Source organism: Amycolatopsis sp. NPDC051373 (assembly GCF_040689465.1).
GTDB lineage: Bacteria > Actinomycetota > Actinomycetes > Mycobacteriales > Pseudonocardiaceae > Amycolatopsis.
In genome coordinates, this window is record NZ_JBFBAE010000010.1 from 258,695 (window position 1) to 278,953 (window position 20,259).

Genomic DNA, 20,259 nt, shown 5'->3' on the forward strand with positions numbered 1-20,259 from the left:
TTTGTTGCCTCACGCGCTGACCGATCTACGGGTGAACACCGTCACCCGGCCCGCCGACCGCTCCGTGGAATCGCTCGAAGCCGATATCCTCGTCGTGGGTGCGGGGATCGCCGGACTGACCGCGGCGATCGACGCGAAACGACGCGGCCGCGACGTCGTGCTCGCCGACGCGCTTCCTGTCCTGGGTGGACAGTGCGTGAACTCCATGATCGGGCTGTTCTGCGGGATCTACGGAAACGCTCCCGAATACCACCAGCTCACGCACGGGATCTTCGACGAGATGTTCCCGGCGCTGGAACGTTCCGGGGACATCGCGTTCAACCGCACCCATACCCAGACCGTCCCCTACGACGAGGTCGCGTTGGGCCGGTGGTTCGAGAACCTCGTTTCCGAGCTCGGGATCAGGGTTGTGCTGGGCGCGTCGATCAACGGGGTCGCCATGGCGGGCGGGGTGATCGAGCAGGTCGACTTCGCGACCCGCTACGGTCCGGTTTCGGTGCGCGCCAAGGGATTCGTGGACGCGACCGGCGACGCCGCGCTGGCGTGGGAAGCCGGGCTGCCGTGCCGGGTGCCGGAGCGGACGGTGTGGGGCTCGCAGCAGATCCGGCTCACCGGCCTGGTCGAGTCGGCCAAACCCGACCCGGCCGAGCTGGTGGCCCGCATCGACGAGAAGGCCGACGAGTACGGTCTCCTCCGGCGCGACGGGCTCGCCTTCTTCTTCCCGGGACGCAACACCGCCGTGATGAACATGACCCACGTGGAGGCGCCCCTGACCGCGGTCGAGGCGACAGAGGCGCAGTTGCGGGGGCGGGCGCAGGCCGACCGGGTGGTCGAGTTCCTGCGCACCGAGTTCCCCGCGGCGTTCAAGGACGCTTCCGTGCTGGCCTACGGTTTTCCCGGGCGCCGGCAGACGCGGTGGCTGGCCGCCGATCACCAGCTCACCCTCGACGAGGTCCGCCGCGGCACCGGTTTCGAGGACGCGGTGGCGCGGACGGCGTGGCCGGTGGAGCTGCACGACCGGGCGTCGGGCTACGCGTGGGAGACCTTCGGGCCGGATCACGTGCACTACGTCCCGCTGCGAAGTCTGACCTCACCGCAAGCCCGGAATCTGGTCGCGGCCGGGCGGTGCGTCGACGGCGACGCGGCGGCTCTGTCGAGCGTGCGGGTGATGGGCCCGTGCTCGGCGATGGGCAGCGCCGCCGCGCACGCGCTGGACCTGACGCTGGGCGGCGATGTCCACGACGTCGATCTGACCGTGTTGCGTGACCGCATCCGCGACAACGTGGAGGGCTGAACGATGGTGGGGCTCACGGACGAAGAGAAGGGCATGCGCGACGGCGCGGAAGGCGGCGCGGTCGCGGCGGCGATGGATCTGCTGATCCGCTACGCCGACGCGCTGGGCGCCGAGCGGTTGTGCGAGACCCGCAACGTCGCGGGCACGACCACACAACCTTCGCCGGCCAAGGAAAAGCTGGTCGCCGAGGGTGGCTGGGCCAAGGCGTTCTCGGTGATCAGCCTCGACTGCGACGACGACCTAGAAATCCCGCCGATGCGGGTCCCGACCTGTCAGCTGCAGCACGGGTTCGGCGAAGACGCGCGCGGCATCATGCCGTACCCCGAGCACAAGATCGACCTGCAGGCCGAGGCCGAGTCGTTCGCCAGCAGCCGCGGTGTCAACGTCCTCGCCACCTGCACGCCCTACCAGGTCGGCAACATCCCGACCTACGGCGAGCACGTCGCCTGGATGGAGTCGTCGGCGGTCGTCTACGCCAACTCCGTCCTGGGCGCGCGCACCAACTGCGAGGGTGGTGCCTCGACCGGCGCCGCGAGCCTGACCGGGCGGATCCCGTGCTGGGGCAACCACCACCGGGAAAACCGCTACGGCACGCACCTCATCGAGACGACGCTGGCCCTCAACGGATTTCAGGACTGGGGGATGCTCGGCTACTTTGCCGGCGACGTCGTCCAGGAGGAGCGGCCGGTCGTCGTCGGCGAGCTGGGCAGCCCGGATCTGGCGGACCTCAAGCACTTCGGCGCCGCCGCCGCGTCGTCCGGCGGCGTGGAGATGTACCACCTGCCGGGCCGGACGCCCGACGCGCCGACGCTCGAGGCCGCCTTCGGAGGCCGCTCGATCCCCGCGTCGATCCGGTACGGCGAAGCCGAGCGTCGTGCCGTCTACGAGTCGCTCAACTCGATCGGGGACAGCGAGGACGTCGATTTCGTGCTGCTGGGCTGTCCGCACGCTTCGCTGGAGCAGGTCGGCCGGGTCGCCCGCGCGCTCGAGGGCCGCACGATCTCGGCCGGCTGCGAACTGTGGCTGATGACCCCCCGCGCGCTGCGGACGGTCGCTGATCGCAACGGCTGGACCGAAACCATCCGGCGCGCCGGCGGGCGGATCCTGACCGACTCCTGTCCGGCGATGTCGCGCGTCGCTCCCGAAGGCACGAAGGTGTTCGCGACCGACTCCGCGAAGCAGGCCCACTACCTGCCCGCGATCCTCGGGATCGAGGCGTGGTTCGGCACGCTCGAGGAATGCGTCGACGCCGCTGTCACCGGCCGGTGGCGCGGCTCGCTCGCCCCCGCCGGGAAGGCTCTCCGATGACCGGCGTGCAGCTGCGCGGCCGGGGCATCGTTCCCGGCCGGGTCGTCGGCGAGGCACTGGTCTCCCGCGAGACGATCTCGGGCTGGGGCGGCATCGACCCGGCGACGGGCACGATCATCGAACGCCGGCACGAGCTGTTCGGCGTCTGCTTCACCGGGAAGGTCCTGGTGTTCCCGGGCGCCAAGGGTTCCTCGGGGTGGTCGGGCTTCTTCCAGTCCACCCGGCTGCTGGGCACCGCGCCGCTCGCGATGGTCTTCACCCGCCTCACGACGAAGGCCGCGCTGGGCGCGATCGTGACCCGGGTCCCGGCGATCACCGACCTCGACGACGACCCGGTCGCCCGCATCACCACCGGCGACCTCGTGGAGGTCGACGCCGATCGCGGGCTGGTGCGGGTGCTCGCTCCGGCCGAGCGGTGAGGTCGGCCCAGGGCCGATGACCTCGGTCCGGCGGGTTGCCGTCGCCCCCGTGGCCTGACCGCTTGGTCACGGAGCCCGAGCCGAACTACGTCGACGGCTCCCTGCCCGGCCTCATCGTGGCCGGCGCCGGCGCGGGCCTGGTGCAGGCGCCGCTGTTCGCGCGGCGGGCACGCTGCCGGCTTACCGCGCGACCACAGGGTCCGGGGTGCTCACCAAGGCGCGCCAGGTCGGCAGCGCGGCGGTCGTTGCGATCCTTGTCACCGTTCGCGAGCGCGCCGTCCGGCAGTCTGGTGGGGTACCACCGGGGTTTCCTGTTCATGGCGATCGCGTGCTTCGCGGCGACGATCACCGTGCTCGCCACGAACCCCCGCACCCGCTGACCCTCCTGAAAGGACGCTCCATGTCTGCTCCTGCCCCCTCGTTCGTCGTTGTCGGCGTCGACGGTTCCGAGGCCTCCGAGCACGCGCTGCGCTGGGCCGAGTTCTTCGCCCGCCAGACCGGATCCGAGCTGCGTGCCGTGATGTCGTGGTCGCCGGTGCTCCCGGGTGGCGAGGTCGTCCTGGTGGGCGCCGAAGGCTGGAACCCGGAGGCCGACACCCAGCAGATCCTGACCACCACGGTCCGCAAGGTCCTCGGCGACACCCCGGCCGTGCCCGTCACGGAACGCGTCGTCGAGGGCGGAGCGGCGAAGTCCCTCCTCGAGCAGAGCAAGGGCGCCCGCATGCTCGTGGTCGGCAGCCGCGGCCGCGGCGGGTTCACCGGCCTGCTGCTGGGGTCCGTGAGCGCGGTCTGCGCGGCCCACGCGAAGTGCCCGGTCCTGATCATCCACGGGGACACGCCGCTGCCTGAATGACCCGTCAGCGCTGCGCCGCCGACGGGCTGTGCCGGATGACTTCACGCATCTGCGCGTCCGTGAGCGGCGGGTGGCCGAGGTGTGCCGCGGTGTTGGTCCAGCCCGCGACGACGAGCTCCAGGTGGCGGCGCCAGGCGTCCACTGTGGTCCCTCGCGTGATGTCGAGGACGCCGCCGAGCGACCACAGCGCGACGGCGACGTCCTCCGGCGTGAGGTCCGCGCGCACAACGCCGTGCTGCCGGGCCTGCGCGACCAGCGCCGCCTGGGCGGTGCGCGAGCGTTCCACCAGGTCGGCGACCTGCTCGTCACTCCACATGCGAGCGACGCTGCCCGAGTGCCGGGCCAGCAGGGCGCCGACTTCGAAGAGGTACGTGACGAGGCCGTCCGGAGTGCCGGCGTGGCGGTCGGCCACCTCGACCGCCTGCACCAGCAGGCGTTCGACGAGGGCAGACAGCAGTGCCTGCTTGTCCGCGAACCGCCGGTAGACGGTGCCGAGGCCGACGCCGGCCCGTTTCGCGACGAGCTCGATGCTCACCGCCGGGCCGTGCTCGTCGAACACGGCCTCCGCGGCGTCGAGGATCTTCTCCAGGTTGGCGGCGGCGTCCGCGCGCAACGGCCTGCTCACGCCGAGAGGGCCGCCGCGACGTCGGCGAGGAACGTCGGGTTGCCGGTGGAGTGCGTCGGCACGAGTGCCGCGTGGCTGATCTTCCAGCCCGCGCCGGTGCGGGTCAGTTTCTGCGTGCCCTTCCCGAACACCACCCACGTGTTCACGGCCGGGTCCGCGCCGAGGGCGGGGTGGACGTGCAGCGCCTCCTCGTAGAACCGGACGGTGGCTTCGTCGCCCTCGACGTCCACCACGAAACTCGACAGCTGGTGCTGCGTGAGGGCGACGGGACCGATCGTGCGCTCGGCTTTCACGCGCGCGTCGTGAGCTGTGAGCGAACTGCTGCCGGAGTTGTCCACCCCGCCGAAGTCCTGCATCACGACCGGCGCCCGCAGTGCTTCGTAGGCGTCCCAGTCCTTCTCGTCGGCGGTGGTGAAGCCGCGGGTCACGACTTGGATGGCCTCGGCGATGTCGACCGCGTTCATGCGTACTCCTCGTGAGCTATGCGGATAACATTTTCCGCTTAGGCCAACGTAGCACAACCGGAGACGCGTTTCCGCTTAGTACGCGCCGACGGCGGGCCGCGCACGGCCTCGGCGACGAGACTGGCCACCTGGGATCGTGAGACCGGCATGCCGTCCGACTTCTCCAGCCACGCCATGAGGTCCGCGGCCGCCAGATCGGCCGGGATCGGACCGGCGTAGGGCCACACGTAAACCGGCGTGTTGGGTTCATTGCGCCAGCTCGTGGCGAGGGTGCCGGTGTCCGCGGCGTCGTAGCCGAGGGTGTCCGCCAGGCCGGCGACCTACCCCTTGGCAGGTTCATCGTCGCCCGCGATGGGCAGCGCGGACCGGTCCAGGGAGGCCGACGGGCGGGCGAGAGTGGCGAGGTGGTGGTGGAAGAGGTTGTTGAACGCCTTCACCACCGTTGAGCGCGGCAGGATCCGCTGCAGCAGTTCGCTTGAGGTGAGCTCGTCGAAGTCCAGTTCCGGGAGGCGCCCGTCGCGTTCGGGGTAGTAGTTCGTGGTGTCGATCACGGTCCGGCCGGCCAGCGCGGCGGCCGGCAGGTGCGGGAACGCCGTGAGCGGCACGGAAACACGACCAGTTCGGCCTCTCGGGCCACGTCCTCCGCGGTCGCCGCGCGAACGTGGTCGCCGAGCTCCGCGACGAGGCCGGCGAGGGATTCGGGGCCGCGTGAGTTGCCGAGACGACGTCGAGGCCGGCGGTGGTCGCCAGGCGGGCGAGAGTGCCGCCGACCAGGCCGCTGCCGATGAAACCGAGAGTGTGCACGGGTCTCCACTTGCTGTCCTTGACCTGACCGGTTGGTCAGGTTTGCTACTGGGCGTGAGCCGAGAGGTGGTGATCGGATGCGCGCGGATGCGGTGCGCACGCGCAAGGCTCTTGTCGCGGCGGCGGCGGAGGTGTTCGCGCGCAGCGGCGCCGACGCGACGGTCGCCGAAATCGCCGCGCGTGCCGGCATCGGCAAGGGCACGGTGTTCCGGCACTTCCCGACCAAAGACGACCTGCTCGCCGCCATCGTCGGCGACGCCGTCGACGCTCGTGGCCAAGGCTGAGCACTTGGTGGGCCACGAGGACGCACTGCGGGAATTCATGCAGCTCACCGCTGCGCTGCTCGCGGGCAACCGCGTGCTCTTCGACGCCCTCGACCGCGTCGGCGCCGACCACCGTCCACAGGTGCGGGCGCAGGTCGACCGGCTCGCCGCCGTGGCCGAGCGCGTCGTTGCGCCCGCACGGGACGCGGGCGTGATCCGCGCGGACGTCCGCGGGCTCGACGTCGTGCAGCTGACGTGCGGCGCCCACCACGCCGCGGCGCCGCTGGCGGCCGTCGAGCCGGACGTGGGGCAGCGCTACGTCGACTTCGTCTTCGCGGCCTGCGTGCCTCCTGATGGCCGGGTGACAACCCTGGATCGTTCGGTACTCTCCATGAGCGACCGCTTAGTCTGCCGTCCGCTGCAGAACAGGAGACCAGTGCTGTGAACTCGTTCAAGGACCGCGTGGCGATCGTGACCGGCGCCAGCCGCGGGATCGGCCTCGCCATCGCGAAGGGCCTGGTCGAGCGGGGCGCGAAGGTGTGCATCACCGCGCGGAAGCCCGAGCCGCTGGCCGAGGCCGTCGCCGAGCTCGGGGGCGAGGACTTCGCGATCGCCGTGCCCGGCAAGGCCGACGACACCGGGCACCAGGACGAGGCGGTCGCCAAGACGATCGAGCGGTTCGGCAGGCTCGACATGCTCGTGAACAACACCGGCATCAACCCGGTCTACGGGCCCACGCTCGACATCGACCCGGCCGCCGCGGCGAAGATCTTCGCCGTGAACGTGCTGGCGCCGATCGCCTGGACCAAGCGCGCCCGCGATGCGTGGATGGGCGAGCACGGCGGCTCGGTCGTCAACGTCGCCTCGATCGCCGGCCTGCGCGCGTCGCCCGGCATCGGCATGTACGGCGTGAGCAAGGCCGCGCTGATCCGCCTCACGCAGGAGCTCGGCGCCGAGCTCGGGCCGAAGATCCGCGTGAACGCGGTGGCCCCGGCCGTGGTCAAGACCAAGTTCGCGACCGCCCTGTACGAGGGCAAGGAGGAGGAAGTCGCGGCGGCCTACCCGATGAAGCGCCTCGGTATGCCCGAGGACATCGCGGGCGCGGTGGTGTTCCTGCTCTCCGAGGACGCGGGCTGGATGACCGGCCAGACCGTGGTCCTCGACGGCGGCGTGACCCTGGGCGGTGGCCTGTGAGCGCCGGGGTCGTCATCACGGGTGGCGGCGGCGGGATCGGCCGGGCGCTGGCGCGGCGCTTCGCGGCCGACGGTGCGCGCGTGGTCGTGGCCGACGTCAACGGCGAAGCCGCGGCGGAGGTGGCCGCCGAGGTCGGTGGCACCTCGTTCACCGGCGACGTCGCCAGCGAAGACGGCGTCGCGAAGCTCCTTGCGGCCGCCCGCGAGACGCTGGGCGAGATCGACGTCTTCTGCGCCAACGCGGGCGTCGCGCCCTTCGGCGACGAGCAGGCCACCGAGGACGACTGGGCCCGCACCTGGGACGTCAACGTGATGGCCCACGTCCGCGCGGCCAAGCAGCTGTTGCCCGCGTGGCTCGAGCGCGGCAAGGGCCACTTCATCGCCACCGCGTCGGCCGCGGGCCTGCTCACGACGCTGGGCTCCGCGCCGTACTCGGTGACGAAGCACGGCGCGCTGGCCTTCGCCGAGTGGCTTTCGGCGACCTACCGCCACCGTGGCATCACCGTGCAGGCCATCTGCCCGCAGGGCGTGCGCACGGCGATGCTGGAGAGCAGCGGCCCGCGCGGCCAGCTGCTGATGGGCGCGTCGGCGATCGGCCCCGAGCAGGTGGCCGACGCGTTGTTCACCGCCATCGACGAGGGCCGGTTTCTCGTGCTGCCGCACCCCGAGGTCGCCGAGTACTACGCGCTGCGCGCCACGCAGACCGACCGCTGGCTCGGCGGCATGAACAAGCTGCAGCGCAAGATCGAGGCGCTGCCGGAGGACTGAGCCACCCAATGCGGCGTTGGTTCCGTTGAACGCACCCAATGTGGCGTTCGGTGAGTTGGGCGCACCGAACGCCGCATGGGGTCGCTTGCGCCTCGCGTGCCCGTCCGTGCGTTCCGGCTTGCCCGTTCCGGGTACATGGGGTTGACGCACGGCCCGCGGGCTCTCTAGCGTCCCCATACCGACTGGTCGGTGTCCGAGGGAGGCCGCGGGATGAGCTGGTACGACGCGAAGCCCTGGCTCGCGAGCTACGACGAGCAGCGCGCCGCGGCGAGCGAGTTCACGCCGACCACGCCGCTGGCCACCTTCCGCCGCGCCGTCGCGCAGGCGCCGGAGACCACGGCGCTGGCGTACTTCGACTCCCGGATCACCTACCGCGAGCTGGACGAACTCTCCGACGCCTTCGCCCGCCACCTAACCGCCTCCGGGTTCGGTCGCGGCGACCGGCTCGCGCTGGTGCTGCAGAACATTCCCCAGTTCGTGATCGCCCTGCTCGGCGCATGGAAAGCCGGCGGGATCGTGGTGCCGGTCAACCCGATGTACCGCGCGGGCGAACTGAGCCACGTGCTGACCGACGCCGGCGTGACGGCGCTCGTCTGCTCACAAGCCGCGTGGCACGACTACGTCGGCGCGCTCGTGGCGGACAGCTCCGTGACGATCGCCGTGACCACCAGCGAGCTCGACCTGCAGACCCGCGACGACGAGCGCGTGCTCGGCAAGGTGCGCCGCGAGGCGACGCCGGGCGCGGCCGACCTGCTCGAGGTGCTGCGCTCGACGCCCGGTGATCCGCCGCGCGACCCCGGGCTCGGCCTCGACGACGTCGCGCTGATCAGCTACACGTCCGGCACGAGCGGGAAACCCAAGGGCGCCACCAACACCCACGGCAACCTCGGCACCAACGCCGTGATCCTCGCGGGCGCCGGCCGCGTCGAACCGGGCGCCACGGTGTTCGCGCTCGCGCCCCTGTTCCACATCACCGGGATGGTGTGCGAGGTCGCCTACGCCATCGAGATCGCCGGCACGCTGGCGCTCGCTTACCGCTTCGAAGCCGGCGTGGTGCTCGGCGCGTTGCTGGAGCACAAGCCGGCGTACATGGTCGGCCCGTCGACGGCGTACATGGCGTTGATGGCGCACCCGGACGTCAGCCCCGAGCACTTCGCGTCGTTCGACGCCCTGTACTCCGGCGGCGCAGCGCTGCCTCCGGCGGTGGTCAACACGTTCCGCGACCGGTTCGGCCAGTACATCCACAACGGCTACGGCCTCACCGAGACCACGGCCGGCTGCGTCGTGGTGCCCAGCGGTGTCGAGGCGCCGGTCGACCCGGCCTCGGGCACGTTGTCGATCGGGCTGCCGGTGCCCGGCGTGATCGTGCGGATCCTCGCGGACGACGGCACGGAGCTGCCGTTCGGCGAGGCGGGCGAGATCGCCGTCGAAGGACCCATGGTCGTGCCCGGCTACTGGAACCGGCCCGACGCCACGGCCGAGGCGCTGCCCGGCGGGCGGCTGCTGACCGGCGACGTCGGGTTCATGGACGAGCGTGGCTGGGTCTACGTCGTGGACCGCAAGAAGGACATGATCAACGCCTCCGGGTTCAAGGTGTGGCCGCGCGAGGTCGAGGACGTGCTGTACACGCACCCCGGCGTCCGCGAGGCCGCTGTGGTGGGGGTGCCGGACGAGTACCGCGGCGAGACGGTGAAGGCGTACGTGAGCGTGGCGCCGGGCGTGGCGCCCGATCCGGACGAGCTGATGGCCTACTGCCGGGAGCGGCTGGCCGCCTACAAGTACCCCCGATCGGTCGAGGTGCTGGCCGAGCTGCCGAAGACCACGAGCGGGAAGATCCTGAGGCGCGAGCTGCGCGCCCGAGGCTAGGAGGACGTGACGGTGGTCGAGACGGTCCGCGGTGCGGTCGAGGCGGCGGCGCTGGGCAAGGTCCTCATGCACGAGCACATCTTCGTGCTGAGCCCGGAATTCGTGACCAACTACCCGGAGCACGACGGGTTCGACGAGTCCGTGCACGTGCCTGAGGCGATCGCGAAGCTGCAGGCGCTCAAGGACGCCGGGATCGACACGATCGTGGACCCGACGGTGATCGGGCTGGGGCGCTACGTGCCGCGCGTGCAGAAGGTCGCCGCGGAGGTGGGCCTGCAGATCGTCGTGGCGACGGGTCTGTACACCTACAACGAGGTGCCGCACTACCTCTCGTTGCGCGGGCCGGGCACGATGCTCGGCGGTGACGACCCGCTGGTCGCGATGTTCGTCGGCGACATCACCGAGGGTATCGCCGGCACGGGCGTGAAGGCCGACATCCTCAAGTGCGCCACGGACGAGCCCGGCATGACGCCCGGCGTCGAGCGGGTGCTGCGCGCGGTCGCGAAGGCCCACCGGGCCACGGGCGTGCCGATTATGACCCACACGCACGCGGGCACGCGGCGCGGGCTGGAGCAGCAGGACGTGTTCGAGTCCGAGGGCGTGGACCTGAGCCGCGTGCTGATCGGGCACAGCGGCGACTCGGCCGACCTCGGCTACCTCACGGCCCTGGCCGACCGCGGTTCGATACTCGGCATGGACCGCTTCGGCGTGGACGTGTACCTGCCGTTCGAACAGCGCGTGGCGACGGTCGCGGCGATGTGCGAGCGCGGGTACGCCCGCAGCATGGTGCTCTCGCACGACGCGTCGTGCTACTTCGACTGGCTCGAGGCACCGGTACGCGAGGCCGTGCTGCCCAACTGGCACTACCTCCACATCACCAACGACGTGCTCCCGGCGCTGCGCGAACGCGGCGTCAGCGAAACCGACCTCACCACGATGCTCGTCGACAACCCGCGCCGCCTGCTCGACCACGGGGGCGCGTACTGACCGGCCTCGGCCGGTAGGCTGGCTGTTCTCTGAGTTCCCGGAGGGGGTGTGGCGATGACCCGGGCCGGCACGCGCAAGGCCGTCGTCTCCGACGAGTCGCCCGCGGTGCCTCGCCGCCTGCTTCAGCACGCGACGAAGCTCTTCGCGAAGAAAGGCTTCGACCGCACGTCGGTGCAGGAGATCGTCGAGGCCGCCGGCGTCACCAAAGGCGCCATGTACCACTACTTCGGCTCCAAGGACGACCTGCTCTACGAGATCTACGCCCGCGTGCTGCGCGAGCAGACCTCCCAGCTCGAACGCGTCGCCTCCAGCGCCGCGCCCCTGCGCGAACGCCTGGCCGCCGCCGCGTCAGACGTGGTCGTCAGCAGCATCGACAACCTCGACGACAACACCATCTTCTTGCAGTCCATGCACCAGCTCAGCGCCGACAAGCGCAAAGCCGTGCGCGCCGAACGCCGCAAGTACCACGAACGGTTCCGCCGCCTGATCGAAGAAGGCCAGGCTTCCGGCGAGTTCCGTACGGACAAGCCCGCGGACCTGGTCGTGGACTTCTTCTTCGGCTCGGTCCACCACCTGGGCACGTGGTATCGCCGAGGTGGGTCGCTGTCGGCGCGCGAGGTGGGGGACCAATTCGCGGACCTGCTCTTGTCGATGCTCCGGCCGTAATTTCTGCCTCGGCTGTATTTTCTGCCTCGGCTCCGCCGAGGCGTGCGAGATCGCCTTTGAGCCGGCTTCCGAATTCAGCGGTCTGATCGGCCGGGGGCCGATCGCACCGCTGAATTCGGAAACCGGCGCGATCTCGCGCCGTGGTCGGGTTCGCGCACCTCATTCCATGGGCGCGATCACCACCCCGTGGCGCGTCAGGACGCGGGTGACGAAGTCTGTTTTGCCTGCGGTGTAGGCCTCGCGGTCCGTGGTTTCCGTGGTCAGGCGGTGTTTCAGCGCGGCGTACTCCGCGGCCAGCGCCGGGTCTGCGCGCAGGGCGTCGCGGAAAGTGAGCTGGGCCTGCCAACGCGGGTGGCCGGCGGGGATCAGGTGCAGGTGCGCCAGCCGGTGCTCGTTGGTGGTGTCGGGTAGCACGAAGAACCGCCGCCATTGCGCGCTGACGTCGAGGGACGGCGGCACGTAGGCCCACCCGTCTGCCGAAAGGACCCCAAGAGCGGAAGCCACCACCGCATCGACGTCGCGCACCGATGCCATCACGTCCACCACCGGCTTGGCCGCCAACCCCGGCACCGACGTGGACCCGACGTGCTCCACCCCGTCGACCAGCCATGGCCCGAGCACCTCGGCCAAGCGGGCGCACAAGGTCGCACCACGTGCCGCCCACATCGGGTCGGCGGCGGTGACGTGCGGTTTTTCGTAAGCCCAAGCCGGGGGATCACTCATGGGCACGCACGCTACCGGCGGGCACCGACAGTTTCGGTGCCCGCCGGGGGTTCACGGGCGAGGCGGGATCGTGCTGCTCGGCACCGTTTCGTCGGCCGGGTCGAACGGCAGGTACGTCGTGCCCAGCCTCGGGGCCCAGCCGATCGTCAGCTGGGGTACGGCGGGGGTCTCCGCGTGCTGGGGGAGGAATCCGATGTCCACCGGGGTCGAGAAGTCCACGGTCAGGAACCGGGTGGGTTCGGCGACGCTCACGAGAGAGCCCTCCTGATCGCTTCCTCGCCCAGGATCGGGTCGTTGGTCGGGTCCTCGACGGCCGGGGCGAGGGCGCGCGGCGCCATCTTCGGGGTGAGGGTCCCGAAGACCGGGTCCGGCGGGGCCGCGGTGTGGTAATCGGGGAAGTGGGCCTGGTAGTCCACCATCGACTGGACCAATGCCGGCTCCGCGAAGCGCGGCCCCCAGAACTGGGCCGAGATCGGCAGGCCCGCGGTGGCGCCGACGGGGAAGCTCACCATGGGCCAGCCCAGCGCGTTCGGCACCTGGTAGTACGCCCGGTACACCGGGAAGCCGGGGCCGCCGCCGGCACGTTCGCCGATCACGTCGCCCAGGGCCAGCACGAGCATGAAGTCGACGCCGGCGTCCTCCAGCGCCCGGGTGTAATTGGCGATGAGCCGGCGCCGCCGCTGTTCGCCCTCGTAGCGGACGGAGGCGGGGATGCCGCCGTTGAAGCGGTCGGCGCTCGCGAAGCTCGCCGCCGTCTCACCGGGCGCGCGCCGGCCGTACTGGCCGGTGAGGGTCGCGACGGCGTCGGCCGTCGGGATGCCGCTCGCGCAGAAGTCCGCCACCGCCGCGACGAACCGGACCTCGTAGCGGTTCGCGTTCACCACCGCGGCCGAGGGCGACACGGGCGATCCGTCCACCGTCGCCAGCACGTCCGCCGACGCGAAGTACGGGTTCTGCGCGGGGTCGGTCATGTCCAGACCGGGGAACTCCTTCACCTGGGCGCCCAGGCTCTTCAGCTGTCCCACCAGCCGGTTGAACGCCTTCAGGTGCTCGGCGCCGTAGGTGTCCTGCGGGCTGACCCCGGTCTTGATGGTCCCGCCCACGTTCATCCAGTCCGTCTGCGGGACGCCGATCGTCAGGCCCCGCAACGGAGTCCGCCCGGGCCGCGGCGACGACGGGATCACCGGGAACGGCAGGGGTGCCGAGAGCGTCTGCGGGTCGTTCACCGCGTCCGGACCGAGGATCGTGCTCAGGATCAGCGCCGAGTCCCGTGCGCTGCGGGAGATCGGGCCGAGCACGTCGTAACCCGGCGAGAGCGGCATGAGCCCGGCGATCGACACCGTGCCCAGCGACGGCTTGATCCCGCTGGCGCCGTTCGCGGCCGACGGCATGATGATGCTGCCGCCCGTCTCCTCGCCGATGCAGGCCGCGGCCAGCCGCGCGACGGGCGCGACCCCCGAGCCCTGGCTCGATCCGCCCGGCACGTGCGACGGGCTCCAGGCGTTGCCCGCGAACGTGCCGGTGATCGAGCCGGAGAACGCCGAGCAGATGGTGTTGCCCAGCAGCACCACGCCGGCCGCGCGCAGCCGGGCGACGACCGTGGCGTCCTGGAGCGCCTTGTTGCCGGTGAACGCCGCGCTGCCGTCCTGCGCGTTCAGGCCCTTGATGCCCACGGAGTCCTTGATGCCCATGGGGATCCCGCACAGCGGCGACAGGTCGCCGCCGTGCCGGCGCCAGTTCGAGATCCGCTGGTCGGCGGCTCGCGCGGCGGCCAGCGCGCCGGCGGTGTCGACGCGCACGAACGCGTTGTACGCGCCATTGTCGCCGTAGACCTCGAAGGGACCGTTGAACTTCGAGATCCGGCCCAGGTAGGCCTGGGTGATCTCGACGCTCGACGTGCGGCCCGCGCGCAGCAGCGCGGCGAGCTCGGTGATCTCGTAGTCCACGAGCCGGCCGCGGTGGGGGATCTGGTTCACCGACGGCAGCGCCGGGCCGCCGGACGGCGCCGCGCTCGCCGGCGCCGCACCCAGCGTGAGGGAAAGGGTGCCACCGGCGACCGCCGCACCGGCGCCGCCGAGCACGGATCTCCGCGTGAGTCTTCCTGGTTGTGCCACGTACTGCCTCGCTTCTGAACCGGTGGGGAAGGGCAGACGCGACGCTAGGACCCCACGGTTGCGGGGGAGTTTTCGAGTATTACGAAGACATTTCGTGTTCAGACACATCGGTGATTCCACGAACCTCTGCCCGACAACGAAGCCCTCAGTACCCCGTCGCCGCCACGATTCGGTGCACCCGTCCACCGTGGTTCGAGACGGCAACCCGACCACGGCGCGAGATCGCGCCGGTTTCTGGATTGGGCGGTGCGATCGGCCCCCGGCCGATCAGACCGCTCAATCCAGAAACCGGCTCAAAGGCGATCTCGCCGTCTCGGCGGAGCCGAGACAGAAAATTCAGTGGCGGGTCAGGTGGTCCAACAGGCGAGGCAGGATGAAGTCGCCGGCCTCCTCGGGCAGCCAGTGGCTGGCGCCCTCCACGACCTCGAACTCGTACTCGCCGTCGACGTAAGAGCGGGTCAGCTCGGCGGCCGTGCGGCCAAGGTACGGGTCCTCGCTGCCCCACAGGTACAGCGTCGGCACGGAGATGTGGCCGGCGGGGATGTCGAACTCGCTGGCAGCCGGGCCGCGGTACCAGTTCAACGTGGCTGTCAGCGCGCCCGGCTCGGTCAGGCGCGTGATGTTGCGTTCGACCAGCTCGGCGGGCACGCGGTCGCCGTACACGGCGCGCAGTTCGGCGGCGTCGTCGGCGAGCAGGGAGGCCTCGGCGCGGCCGTCGAGGTGGCGGAAGAAGCGGACGTAGCCGAGGTCGCGGAACTGGCGCTTGTCGTCGGTGGCGGCGCGGTGCAGGGCGGCGGGGTGCGGGGTGGTGAGGATGGTCAGGGACCGCAGCTGGTCCGGGTGCGCGCTGGCGAACGCCCAGCCGACCATGCCGCCCCAGTCGTGCGCGACAAGGTGGAAGCGGTCCGACCCCAGCGCCGCGGCGAAGGCGATCACGTCGGTGATGAGGTGGCGCACCGAGTACTGGTCGACATCCAGCGGTCGCGCGCCCGAGGCGTAGCCGCGCTGGTCGACCGCGACGGCGCGGTAGCCGGCCGCGCCCAGCGCCGCGAGTTCCGTGGTCCACGAGTCGGCGAACTCCGCCCATCCGTGCAGCAACAGGACGAGCTCCCCGGAGGCGGGGCCGGCGGCGAGCGCGCTGTGGCGGTGGGTGCCGACGGTGATCGTCAGCTGCTCGGTGCCCGGGACCATGATCACCAGGCTAGGAAGCCGAAGCTTCCGGCCACCACAGGAAAAAGTGCACTCTTGCCGCCTGTTCGTACGTGCCGGGCACCACCGTCCACAGTGTCCACCACGTGCGGGGGCCCCGCCAGCCGAAACGGCGGGCGGGGCCCCGGAAAACGACCTCAGGCAGGCAGGTCCACGAGATCCGCCAGCCGTGCGCGGTGCCGGCCCGGCGTGCCGAACGCGAGCTCGTCGCTCTTGGCGCGCTTGAGGAACAGGTGCGCGGGGTGCTCCCACGTCATGCCGATCCCGCCGTGCAGCTGGATCGCCTCCTCCACGGCGTGCACCGCGATCGGCGCGACGCGCGCCTGCGCCACGGCCACCGCGATCGGCACGTCGAAGCCGCCGGCGAGCGCGTCGGCCGCGTACCGCGCTGTCGCGCGCGCGTTCACCAGGTCCGTGTACAGGTTCGCCAGCCGGTGCTTGAGCGACTGGAACCCGCCGACCGGCCGCCCGAACTGGTAACGGCCCTTCAAATACGTCACGGTGGTCGTCAAAGCCCACTCGGTGAGCCCCGTCTGCTCCGACGCGAGCAGCCCCGCCGCCGTGGTCAGTGCGGTGTCCAGCGCCGTCTCCGCAGCCGCTCCGCTGACGACGAGCCGAGCAGCCGCCTGGTCCAGCTCGACGTCGGCCACGCGCCGCGTGAGGTCCAGCGACACCAGCTCGGTCACCTGGGCCGCCGAAGCCTCCACCGCGTACAGCCCCGGCCCGTCTGGCCCGGTCGCGGGCACCACAAGCAGCTCGGCCACGGACGCGTCGACGACCGTGCCGGCCCGCCCGCTCAGCGTCCCGTCACCGTTTACGGACACCGTCGCCGGGAAAGCCGCACCCGGCGCGGTCGACAGCGGCACGGCCAGCGCGCCCGTCAGCTCGCCCGCGGCGAGCCGGGGGAGCAGTTCGGCCGCGACCGACCCGCCCGCCGCCAGCAGCGCCGACGTCGCCAGCACCGCACTGCCGAGGAACGGCACCGGCGCCACGCTGCGGCCCAGCTCTTCGAGCACCACGGCCATCTCGCGCGCCGAAGCGCCGTGCCCGCCGAGCTCCTCGGGCACCATCAGCCCGGCCGCGCCGAGGTCGGCGGCGAGCGTCTTCCACAGCTTCAGGTCGTACGGCTCGGCCGTCTCCACGCGCGCGATCAGCGCGGCCGGCGAGGCCTGGTCGGTGAGCAGGTCCCGCACCGACGCGCGCAGGTCCTCCTCGACGTCGGAGTACAACAGGTCCGGGGTGGGCAGCTCACTCATCGCGGCAGGTCCTTCCAGGCGACGTCCTTGTCCACCCGCGGCTCGGACGGCAGCCCCAGCACGCGTTCGGAGATGATGTTGCGCAGGACCTCCGAGGTCCCGCCCTCGATCGAGTTGCCCTTCGCGCGCAGGTAGCGGTAGCCCGCCTCGCGCCCGAGGAAGTCGACCTTCTCCGGCCGCCGCAGCGTCCAGTCGTCGTAGCGCAGGCCCTCTTCGCCGAGCAGCTCGATCTCCAGCCCGGTGAGCTTCTGGTTCAGCTCGGAGAAGGCCACCTTCATCGCGGAGCCCTCCGGCCCCGGCGCACCGGCAGTGAGCTGCTGGCGCAGACGGGAAGCGGCCAGCCGCAGCGACTCGGCCTCCACCCAGTGCTGCACGAGCCGGTCGCGCAGCTCCGGCGTACGCAGCTCGGGCCGCTCCCGCCAGGTCTTCGAGACCATGCCGATCAGGCCGCCTTCACGCGGCAGCGCGTTGCCGCCAATGGCCACGCGCTCGTTCATCAGCGTGGTCTGCGCGACCTTCCAGCCCTCGCCGACGGCGCCGAGCCGCTGCGCGTCCGGGATCCGCACGTCGGTGAGGAACACCTCGTTGAACTCGGCCTCGCCGGTGATCTGGCGCAGCGGCCGCACCTCGACGCCGGGCGCGGTCATGTCGCACAGGAAGTACGTCATGCCCTGGTGCTTCGGCACGTCCGGGTCGGTGCGCGTGACGAGGATGGCCCACTGCGAGTTGTGCGCGCCCGAGGTCCACACCTTCTGCCCGGTCACGACCCAGTCGTCGCCGTCGCGCACCGCGCGCGTGGCCAGCGCGGCGAGGTCGGAGCCCGCGCCGGGTTCACTGAACAGCTGGCACCACACCTCCTCGCCCGTCCACAGTGGACGCAGGAAGCGCGTGCGCTGCTCGTCGGTGCCGAACGCGAGGATCGTCGGCGCGGCCATGCCGAGACCGATGCCGATGCGGCGCGGGTCGTTGTCCGGGGCGCCGGCCGCGGCGAACGCGCCCTCGACCACCGGCTGCAGCGCGCGCGGCGCGCCCTGGCCGCCCAGGCCTTCGGGGAAGTGCACCCACGCCAGGCCCGCGTCGTAGCGGGCGCGCAGGAACTCCAGCCGTTCGGTGGTCTTCGGGTCGTGCGCGGCCAGGAACCCGGCCACCTGGGCCCGGAGGTCGTCGGGGGTCATCGGCCGGCCTCCGCCCGGTACTTCTTGAGCTCACGGCGCGCCAGCGAGCGCTTGTGCACCTCGTCCGGTCCGTCGGCCAGGCGCAGCGTGCGCACGCCCGCCCACAGCTCGGCCAGCGGGAAGTCCTGGCTCACGCCACCGGCGCCGTGGGCCTGCACGGCCTTGTCGAGGATCCACTCCACCGTGATCGGAGTGGAGATCTTGATGGCCTGGATCTCAGTGTGCGCGCCCTGGTTGCCCACGGTGTCCATCAGCCACGCGGTCTTGAGCACCAGCAGCCGCTGCTGCTCGATCTTCACGCGCGACTCGGCGATCCAGTCCTGCACCACGCCGGACTCGGCGATGGGCTTGCCGAACGTCTCGCGCGACAGCGTGCGGCGGCACATGAGCTCCAGCGCCCGCTCGGCCATGCCGATCGCGCGCATGCAGTGGTGGATGCGGCCGGGGCCGAGGCGGGCCTGGGCGATCGCGAACCCGGCGCCCTCGCTGGCGATGAGGTTCTCCGCCGGCACGCGCACGTCCTCGAACAGCACCTCGGCGTGGCCGCCGTGGTCGCCGTCCGTGTAGCCGAACACGTGCATGCCGCGCTTGATGGTCACGCCCGCGGCGTCGCGCGGCACGAGGATCATGCTCTGCTGCTGGTGCGCGGGCGCGCCCGGATCGGTCTTGCCCATCACGATCATGATCTTGCAGTTCGGGTTCATCGCGCCGGAGATGAACCACTTGCGGCCGTTGACCACGTACTCGTCGCCGTCACGGCGGATGCTGGTGGCGATGTTGCGCGCGTCGGACGAGGCCACGTCGGGCTCGGTCATCGCGAAGGCGGAGCGGATCTCGCCGTCGAGCAGCGGCTGCAGCCACTGCTTTTTCTGCTGCTCGCTGCCGAACATGTGCAGCACTTCCATGTTGCCGGTGTCCGGCGCGGCGCAGTTCACCGCGGTCGGGGCCAGCCGCGGGCTGCGGCCGGTGATCTCGGCCAGCGGCGCGTACTGCAGGTTGGTCAGGCCCGCGCCGTCCTCACCCGGCAGGAAGAAGTTCCACAGGCCGCGCTTGCGCGCCTCGGCCTTGAGCTCCTCGACGATCGGCACCGACGACCAGGGGTTCTCGCGCTCGGCGAGCTGCGCTTCGAAGACCGGTTCGGCGGGGTAGACATGCGAATCCATGAACTCGATCAGCTGCCCGCGCAGCTCCTCGGTGCGCGCGTCGAACGCGAAATCCATGACTACTTCTCCTCTTTGAGCGTCTCGTAGCCGTGGGAGACGAGCGGGGCCACGGCGTCGCCGATGCCCTCGAACCCGGACCCGACGGTCTGGCCCTTGCTGTAGCGGAAGTAGATGCCTTCCAGGATCACTGCGAGCTTGAAGAACGCGAAGCTCACGTACCAGTTGAGCGCCGACACATCACGGCCGGAGCGCTCGGCGTAGCGGGCGATCACCTCGTCGGTGCTCGGGTAGCCCGGTGCGGAGCTGGCGTTGGACACCATCTGCAGCGACACCTTGTCGCGTTCGGCGTAGGCGACCAGCAGCGCGAGGTCGGTGAGCGGATCGCCGAGGGTGGACATCTCCCAGTCGAGCACGGCGGTGATGCGGTCGTCGCCGTCCACGAGCACGTTGTCGAGCCGGTAGTCGCCGTGCACGATCGTGGCCGGCCCGGAGGCCGGCAGCTTCGCGGCGAGGCTGTCGTGCAGCTCGTCGGCGCCGGGCAGGTCGCGGCTGCGGGAGCCGTCGAGCTGCTTCTTCCAGCGCCGCAGCTGGCGTTCGAGGAAGCCGTCGGGCCGGCCGAAGTCGCCGAGCCCCACCGCTTCCGGGTCCACGGCGTGCAGATCGACGAGCGTGTCCACGAGCCGGAACCCGATCTCACGCGTGCGCCCGGTGCCCAGCACGGCCAGCTCGGAGTCGCTGCGGTACGGCGTGCCGGCCACGAACTCCATCACGTAGAACTGCGCGCCGAGCACGTCGGCGTCCTGGCACAGCACGACGGTGCCCGGCACCGGGACCGCCGTGCCGGCCAGGCCGGAGATCACCTTGAACTCGCGCGCCATGTCGTGCGCCGTCGGCAGCACGTGCCCCAGCGGCGGCCGCCGGACGACCCAGCGGTGCGTGCCGTCGCCCACGATGTAGGTGAGGTTCGAGCGGCCGCCCTGCACCACCTCGGCGGTCAGCTCGCCGGTGACCAGGCCGGGCCGCTGCTCGTCGAGGTAGGCGCGCAGGCGGGCCAGGTCGAGTCCTGGCGGGTCGGACTGGGTCATCGGGCCTCCTCGGGGGTCACCGGG

23 protein-coding genes are annotated in these 20,259 nt (G+C 71.3%); 12 read left to right on the plus strand and 11 right to left on the minus strand.

Translation table 11 applies throughout. The features are described 5' to 3' along the window. Window positions 1–4: 4 nt before the first annotated feature. The 5 genes from AB0383_RS20995 to AB0383_RS21015 all read left to right on the plus strand — a co-directional run bounded on the left by AB0383_RS20995 (window position 5) and on the right by AB0383_RS21015 (window position 3,874). Complete coding sequence (locus AB0383_RS20995; RefSeq protein WP_364177009.1) at window positions 5–1,294, plus strand: FAD-dependent oxidoreductase; 1,290 nt, start codon at window positions 5–7, stop codon at window positions 1,292–1,294. Window positions 1,295–1,297: 3 nt separating this feature from the next. Further along, window positions 1,298–2,602 (plus strand): aconitase X catalytic domain-containing protein, encoded by a 1,305-nt coding sequence (locus tag AB0383_RS21000; protein ID WP_366188293.1) that lies wholly within the window; start codon window positions 1,298–1,300, stop codon window positions 2,600–2,602. Next, window positions 2,599–3,021 (plus strand): DUF126 domain-containing protein, encoded by a 423-nt coding sequence (locus tag AB0383_RS21005; protein WP_366188294.1) that lies wholly within the window; start codon window positions 2,599–2,601, stop codon window positions 3,019–3,021. Before AB0383_RS21000 ends, AB0383_RS21005 begins: the two co-directional genes overlap by 4 nt. Before the next feature lie 62 nt (window positions 3,022–3,083). Further along, window positions 3,084–3,401, plus strand: a complete 318-nt coding sequence (locus tag AB0383_RS21010) for a hypothetical protein (protein ID WP_366188295.1) — start codon at window positions 3,084–3,086, stop codon at window positions 3,399–3,401. 20 nt (window positions 3,402–3,421) lie between these two features. Beyond that, window positions 3,422–3,874, plus strand: a complete 453-nt coding sequence (locus AB0383_RS21015; RefSeq protein WP_366188296.1) for a universal stress protein — start codon at window positions 3,422–3,424, stop codon at window positions 3,872–3,874. Window positions 3,875–3,878: 4 nt separating this feature from the next. Here the strand turns inward: AB0383_RS21015 and AB0383_RS21020 are convergent, their stop codons facing one another. The 3 genes from AB0383_RS21020 to AB0383_RS21030 all read right to left on the minus strand — a co-directional run bounded on the left by AB0383_RS21020 (window position 3,879) and on the right by AB0383_RS21030 (window position 5,568). Beyond that, on the minus strand, window positions 3,879–4,499 hold the full coding sequence (locus AB0383_RS21020; protein WP_366188297.1) for a helix-turn-helix domain-containing protein: 621 nt from the start codon (window positions 4,497–4,499) through the stop codon (window positions 3,879–3,881). Next, window positions 4,496–4,963, minus strand: a complete 468-nt coding sequence (locus AB0383_RS21025) for a nuclear transport factor 2 family protein (RefSeq protein ID WP_366188298.1) — start codon at window positions 4,961–4,963, stop codon at window positions 4,496–4,498. The genes AB0383_RS21020 and AB0383_RS21025 overlap by 4 nt, the downstream gene beginning before the upstream one ends. Before the next feature lie 320 nt (window positions 4,964–5,283). Continuing rightward, complete coding sequence (locus tag AB0383_RS21030; protein ID WP_366188299.1) at window positions 5,284–5,568, minus strand: hypothetical protein; 285 nt, start codon at window positions 5,566–5,568, stop codon at window positions 5,284–5,286. A 276-nt stretch (window positions 5,569–5,844) separates the two neighbouring features. Between AB0383_RS21030 and AB0383_RS21035 the strand changes: the two genes are divergently transcribed. The 7 genes from AB0383_RS21035 (at window position 5,845) to AB0383_RS21065 (ending at window position 11,510) form a co-directional block, all read left to right on the plus strand. Then, complete coding sequence (locus AB0383_RS21035; RefSeq protein WP_366188300.1) at window positions 5,845–6,051, plus strand: helix-turn-helix domain-containing protein; 207 nt, start codon at window positions 5,845–5,847, stop codon at window positions 6,049–6,051. Continuing rightward, the gene (locus tag AB0383_RS21040) at window positions 6,038–6,475 is read left to right on the plus strand and encodes a hypothetical protein (protein ID WP_366188301.1); all 438 of its coding nucleotides are present in this window, start codon (window positions 6,038–6,040) and stop codon (window positions 6,473–6,475) included. The genes AB0383_RS21035 and AB0383_RS21040 overlap by 14 nt, the downstream gene beginning before the upstream one ends. Then, a complete protein-coding gene (locus AB0383_RS21045) occupies window positions 6,472–7,224 on the plus strand; it encodes an SDR family oxidoreductase (RefSeq protein ID WP_364177033.1) in 753 nt (250 codons plus the stop codon). The genes AB0383_RS21040 and AB0383_RS21045 overlap by 4 nt, the downstream gene beginning before the upstream one ends. Next, the gene (locus tag AB0383_RS21050; RefSeq protein WP_364177036.1) at window positions 7,221–7,991 is read left to right on the plus strand and encodes an SDR family oxidoreductase; all 771 of its coding nucleotides are present in this window, start codon (window positions 7,221–7,223) and stop codon (window positions 7,989–7,991) included. The genes AB0383_RS21045 and AB0383_RS21050 overlap by 4 nt, the downstream gene beginning before the upstream one ends. A 210-nt stretch (window positions 7,992–8,201) precedes the next feature. After that, window positions 8,202–9,857: an AMP-binding protein gene (locus AB0383_RS21055; protein WP_366188302.1), complete on the plus strand. Its 1,656-nt coding sequence runs from the start codon at window positions 8,202–8,204 to the stop codon at window positions 9,855–9,857. Between the two features lie 12 nt (window positions 9,858–9,869). Continuing rightward, complete coding sequence (locus tag AB0383_RS21060; RefSeq protein ID WP_366188303.1) at window positions 9,870–10,844, plus strand: phosphotriesterase-related protein; 975 nt, start codon at window positions 9,870–9,872, stop codon at window positions 10,842–10,844. Window positions 10,845–10,898: 54 nt separating this feature from the next. Beyond that, window positions 10,899–11,510, plus strand: coding sequence for a TetR/AcrR family transcriptional regulator (locus tag AB0383_RS21065; protein WP_364047859.1), 612 nt, complete (start codon window positions 10,899–10,901; stop codon window positions 11,508–11,510). Between the two features lie 159 nt (window positions 11,511–11,669). On the opposite strand, the gene AB0383_RS21070 is transcribed toward AB0383_RS21065, so the two are convergent. The 8 genes from AB0383_RS21070 to AB0383_RS21105 all read right to left on the minus strand — a co-directional run bounded on the left by AB0383_RS21070 (window position 11,670) and on the right by AB0383_RS21105 (window position 20,235). Continuing rightward, entirely contained in the window at window positions 11,670–12,233 is a 564-nt protein-coding gene (locus AB0383_RS21070) for a GrpB family protein (protein ID WP_364187895.1), read from the minus strand. A 51-nt stretch (window positions 12,234–12,284) separates the two neighbouring features. After that, on the minus strand, window positions 12,285–12,485 hold the full coding sequence (locus AB0383_RS21075; protein WP_364187898.1) for a hypothetical protein: 201 nt from the start codon (window positions 12,483–12,485) through the stop codon (window positions 12,285–12,287). After that, on the minus strand, window positions 12,482–14,314 hold the full coding sequence (locus AB0383_RS21080) for an amidase (protein WP_366188304.1): 1,833 nt from the start codon (window positions 14,312–14,314) through the stop codon (window positions 12,482–12,484). Before AB0383_RS21080 ends, AB0383_RS21075 begins: the two co-directional genes overlap by 4 nt. A 369-nt stretch (window positions 14,315–14,683) precedes the next feature. Continuing rightward, complete coding sequence (locus AB0383_RS21085; RefSeq protein ID WP_366188305.1) at window positions 14,684–15,538, minus strand: alpha/beta hydrolase; 855 nt, start codon at window positions 15,536–15,538, stop codon at window positions 14,684–14,686. Window positions 15,539–15,693: 155 nt separating this feature from the next. After that, window positions 15,694–16,812 carry an acyl-CoA dehydrogenase family protein gene (locus AB0383_RS21090; RefSeq protein WP_364187906.1) on the minus strand — a complete coding sequence of 373 codons (1,119 nt, stop codon included), beginning with the start codon at window positions 16,810–16,812 and terminating at the stop codon, window positions 15,694–15,696. Beyond that, window positions 16,809–17,987 carry an acyl-CoA dehydrogenase family protein gene (locus tag AB0383_RS21095; protein ID WP_364187909.1) on the minus strand — a complete coding sequence of 393 codons (1,179 nt, stop codon included), beginning with the start codon at window positions 17,985–17,987 and terminating at the stop codon, window positions 16,809–16,811. Before AB0383_RS21095 ends, AB0383_RS21090 begins: the two co-directional genes overlap by 4 nt. Further along, entirely contained in the window at window positions 17,984–19,207 is a 1,224-nt protein-coding gene (locus AB0383_RS21100) for an acyl-CoA dehydrogenase family protein (RefSeq protein ID WP_366188306.1), read from the minus strand. Before AB0383_RS21100 ends, AB0383_RS21095 begins: the two co-directional genes overlap by 4 nt. A 2-nt stretch (window positions 19,208–19,209) precedes the next feature. Next, a complete protein-coding gene (locus AB0383_RS21105; RefSeq protein WP_366188307.1) occupies window positions 19,210–20,235 on the minus strand; it encodes a phosphotransferase family protein in 1,026 nt (341 codons plus the stop codon). Window positions 20,236–20,259 lie beyond the last annotated feature (24 nt).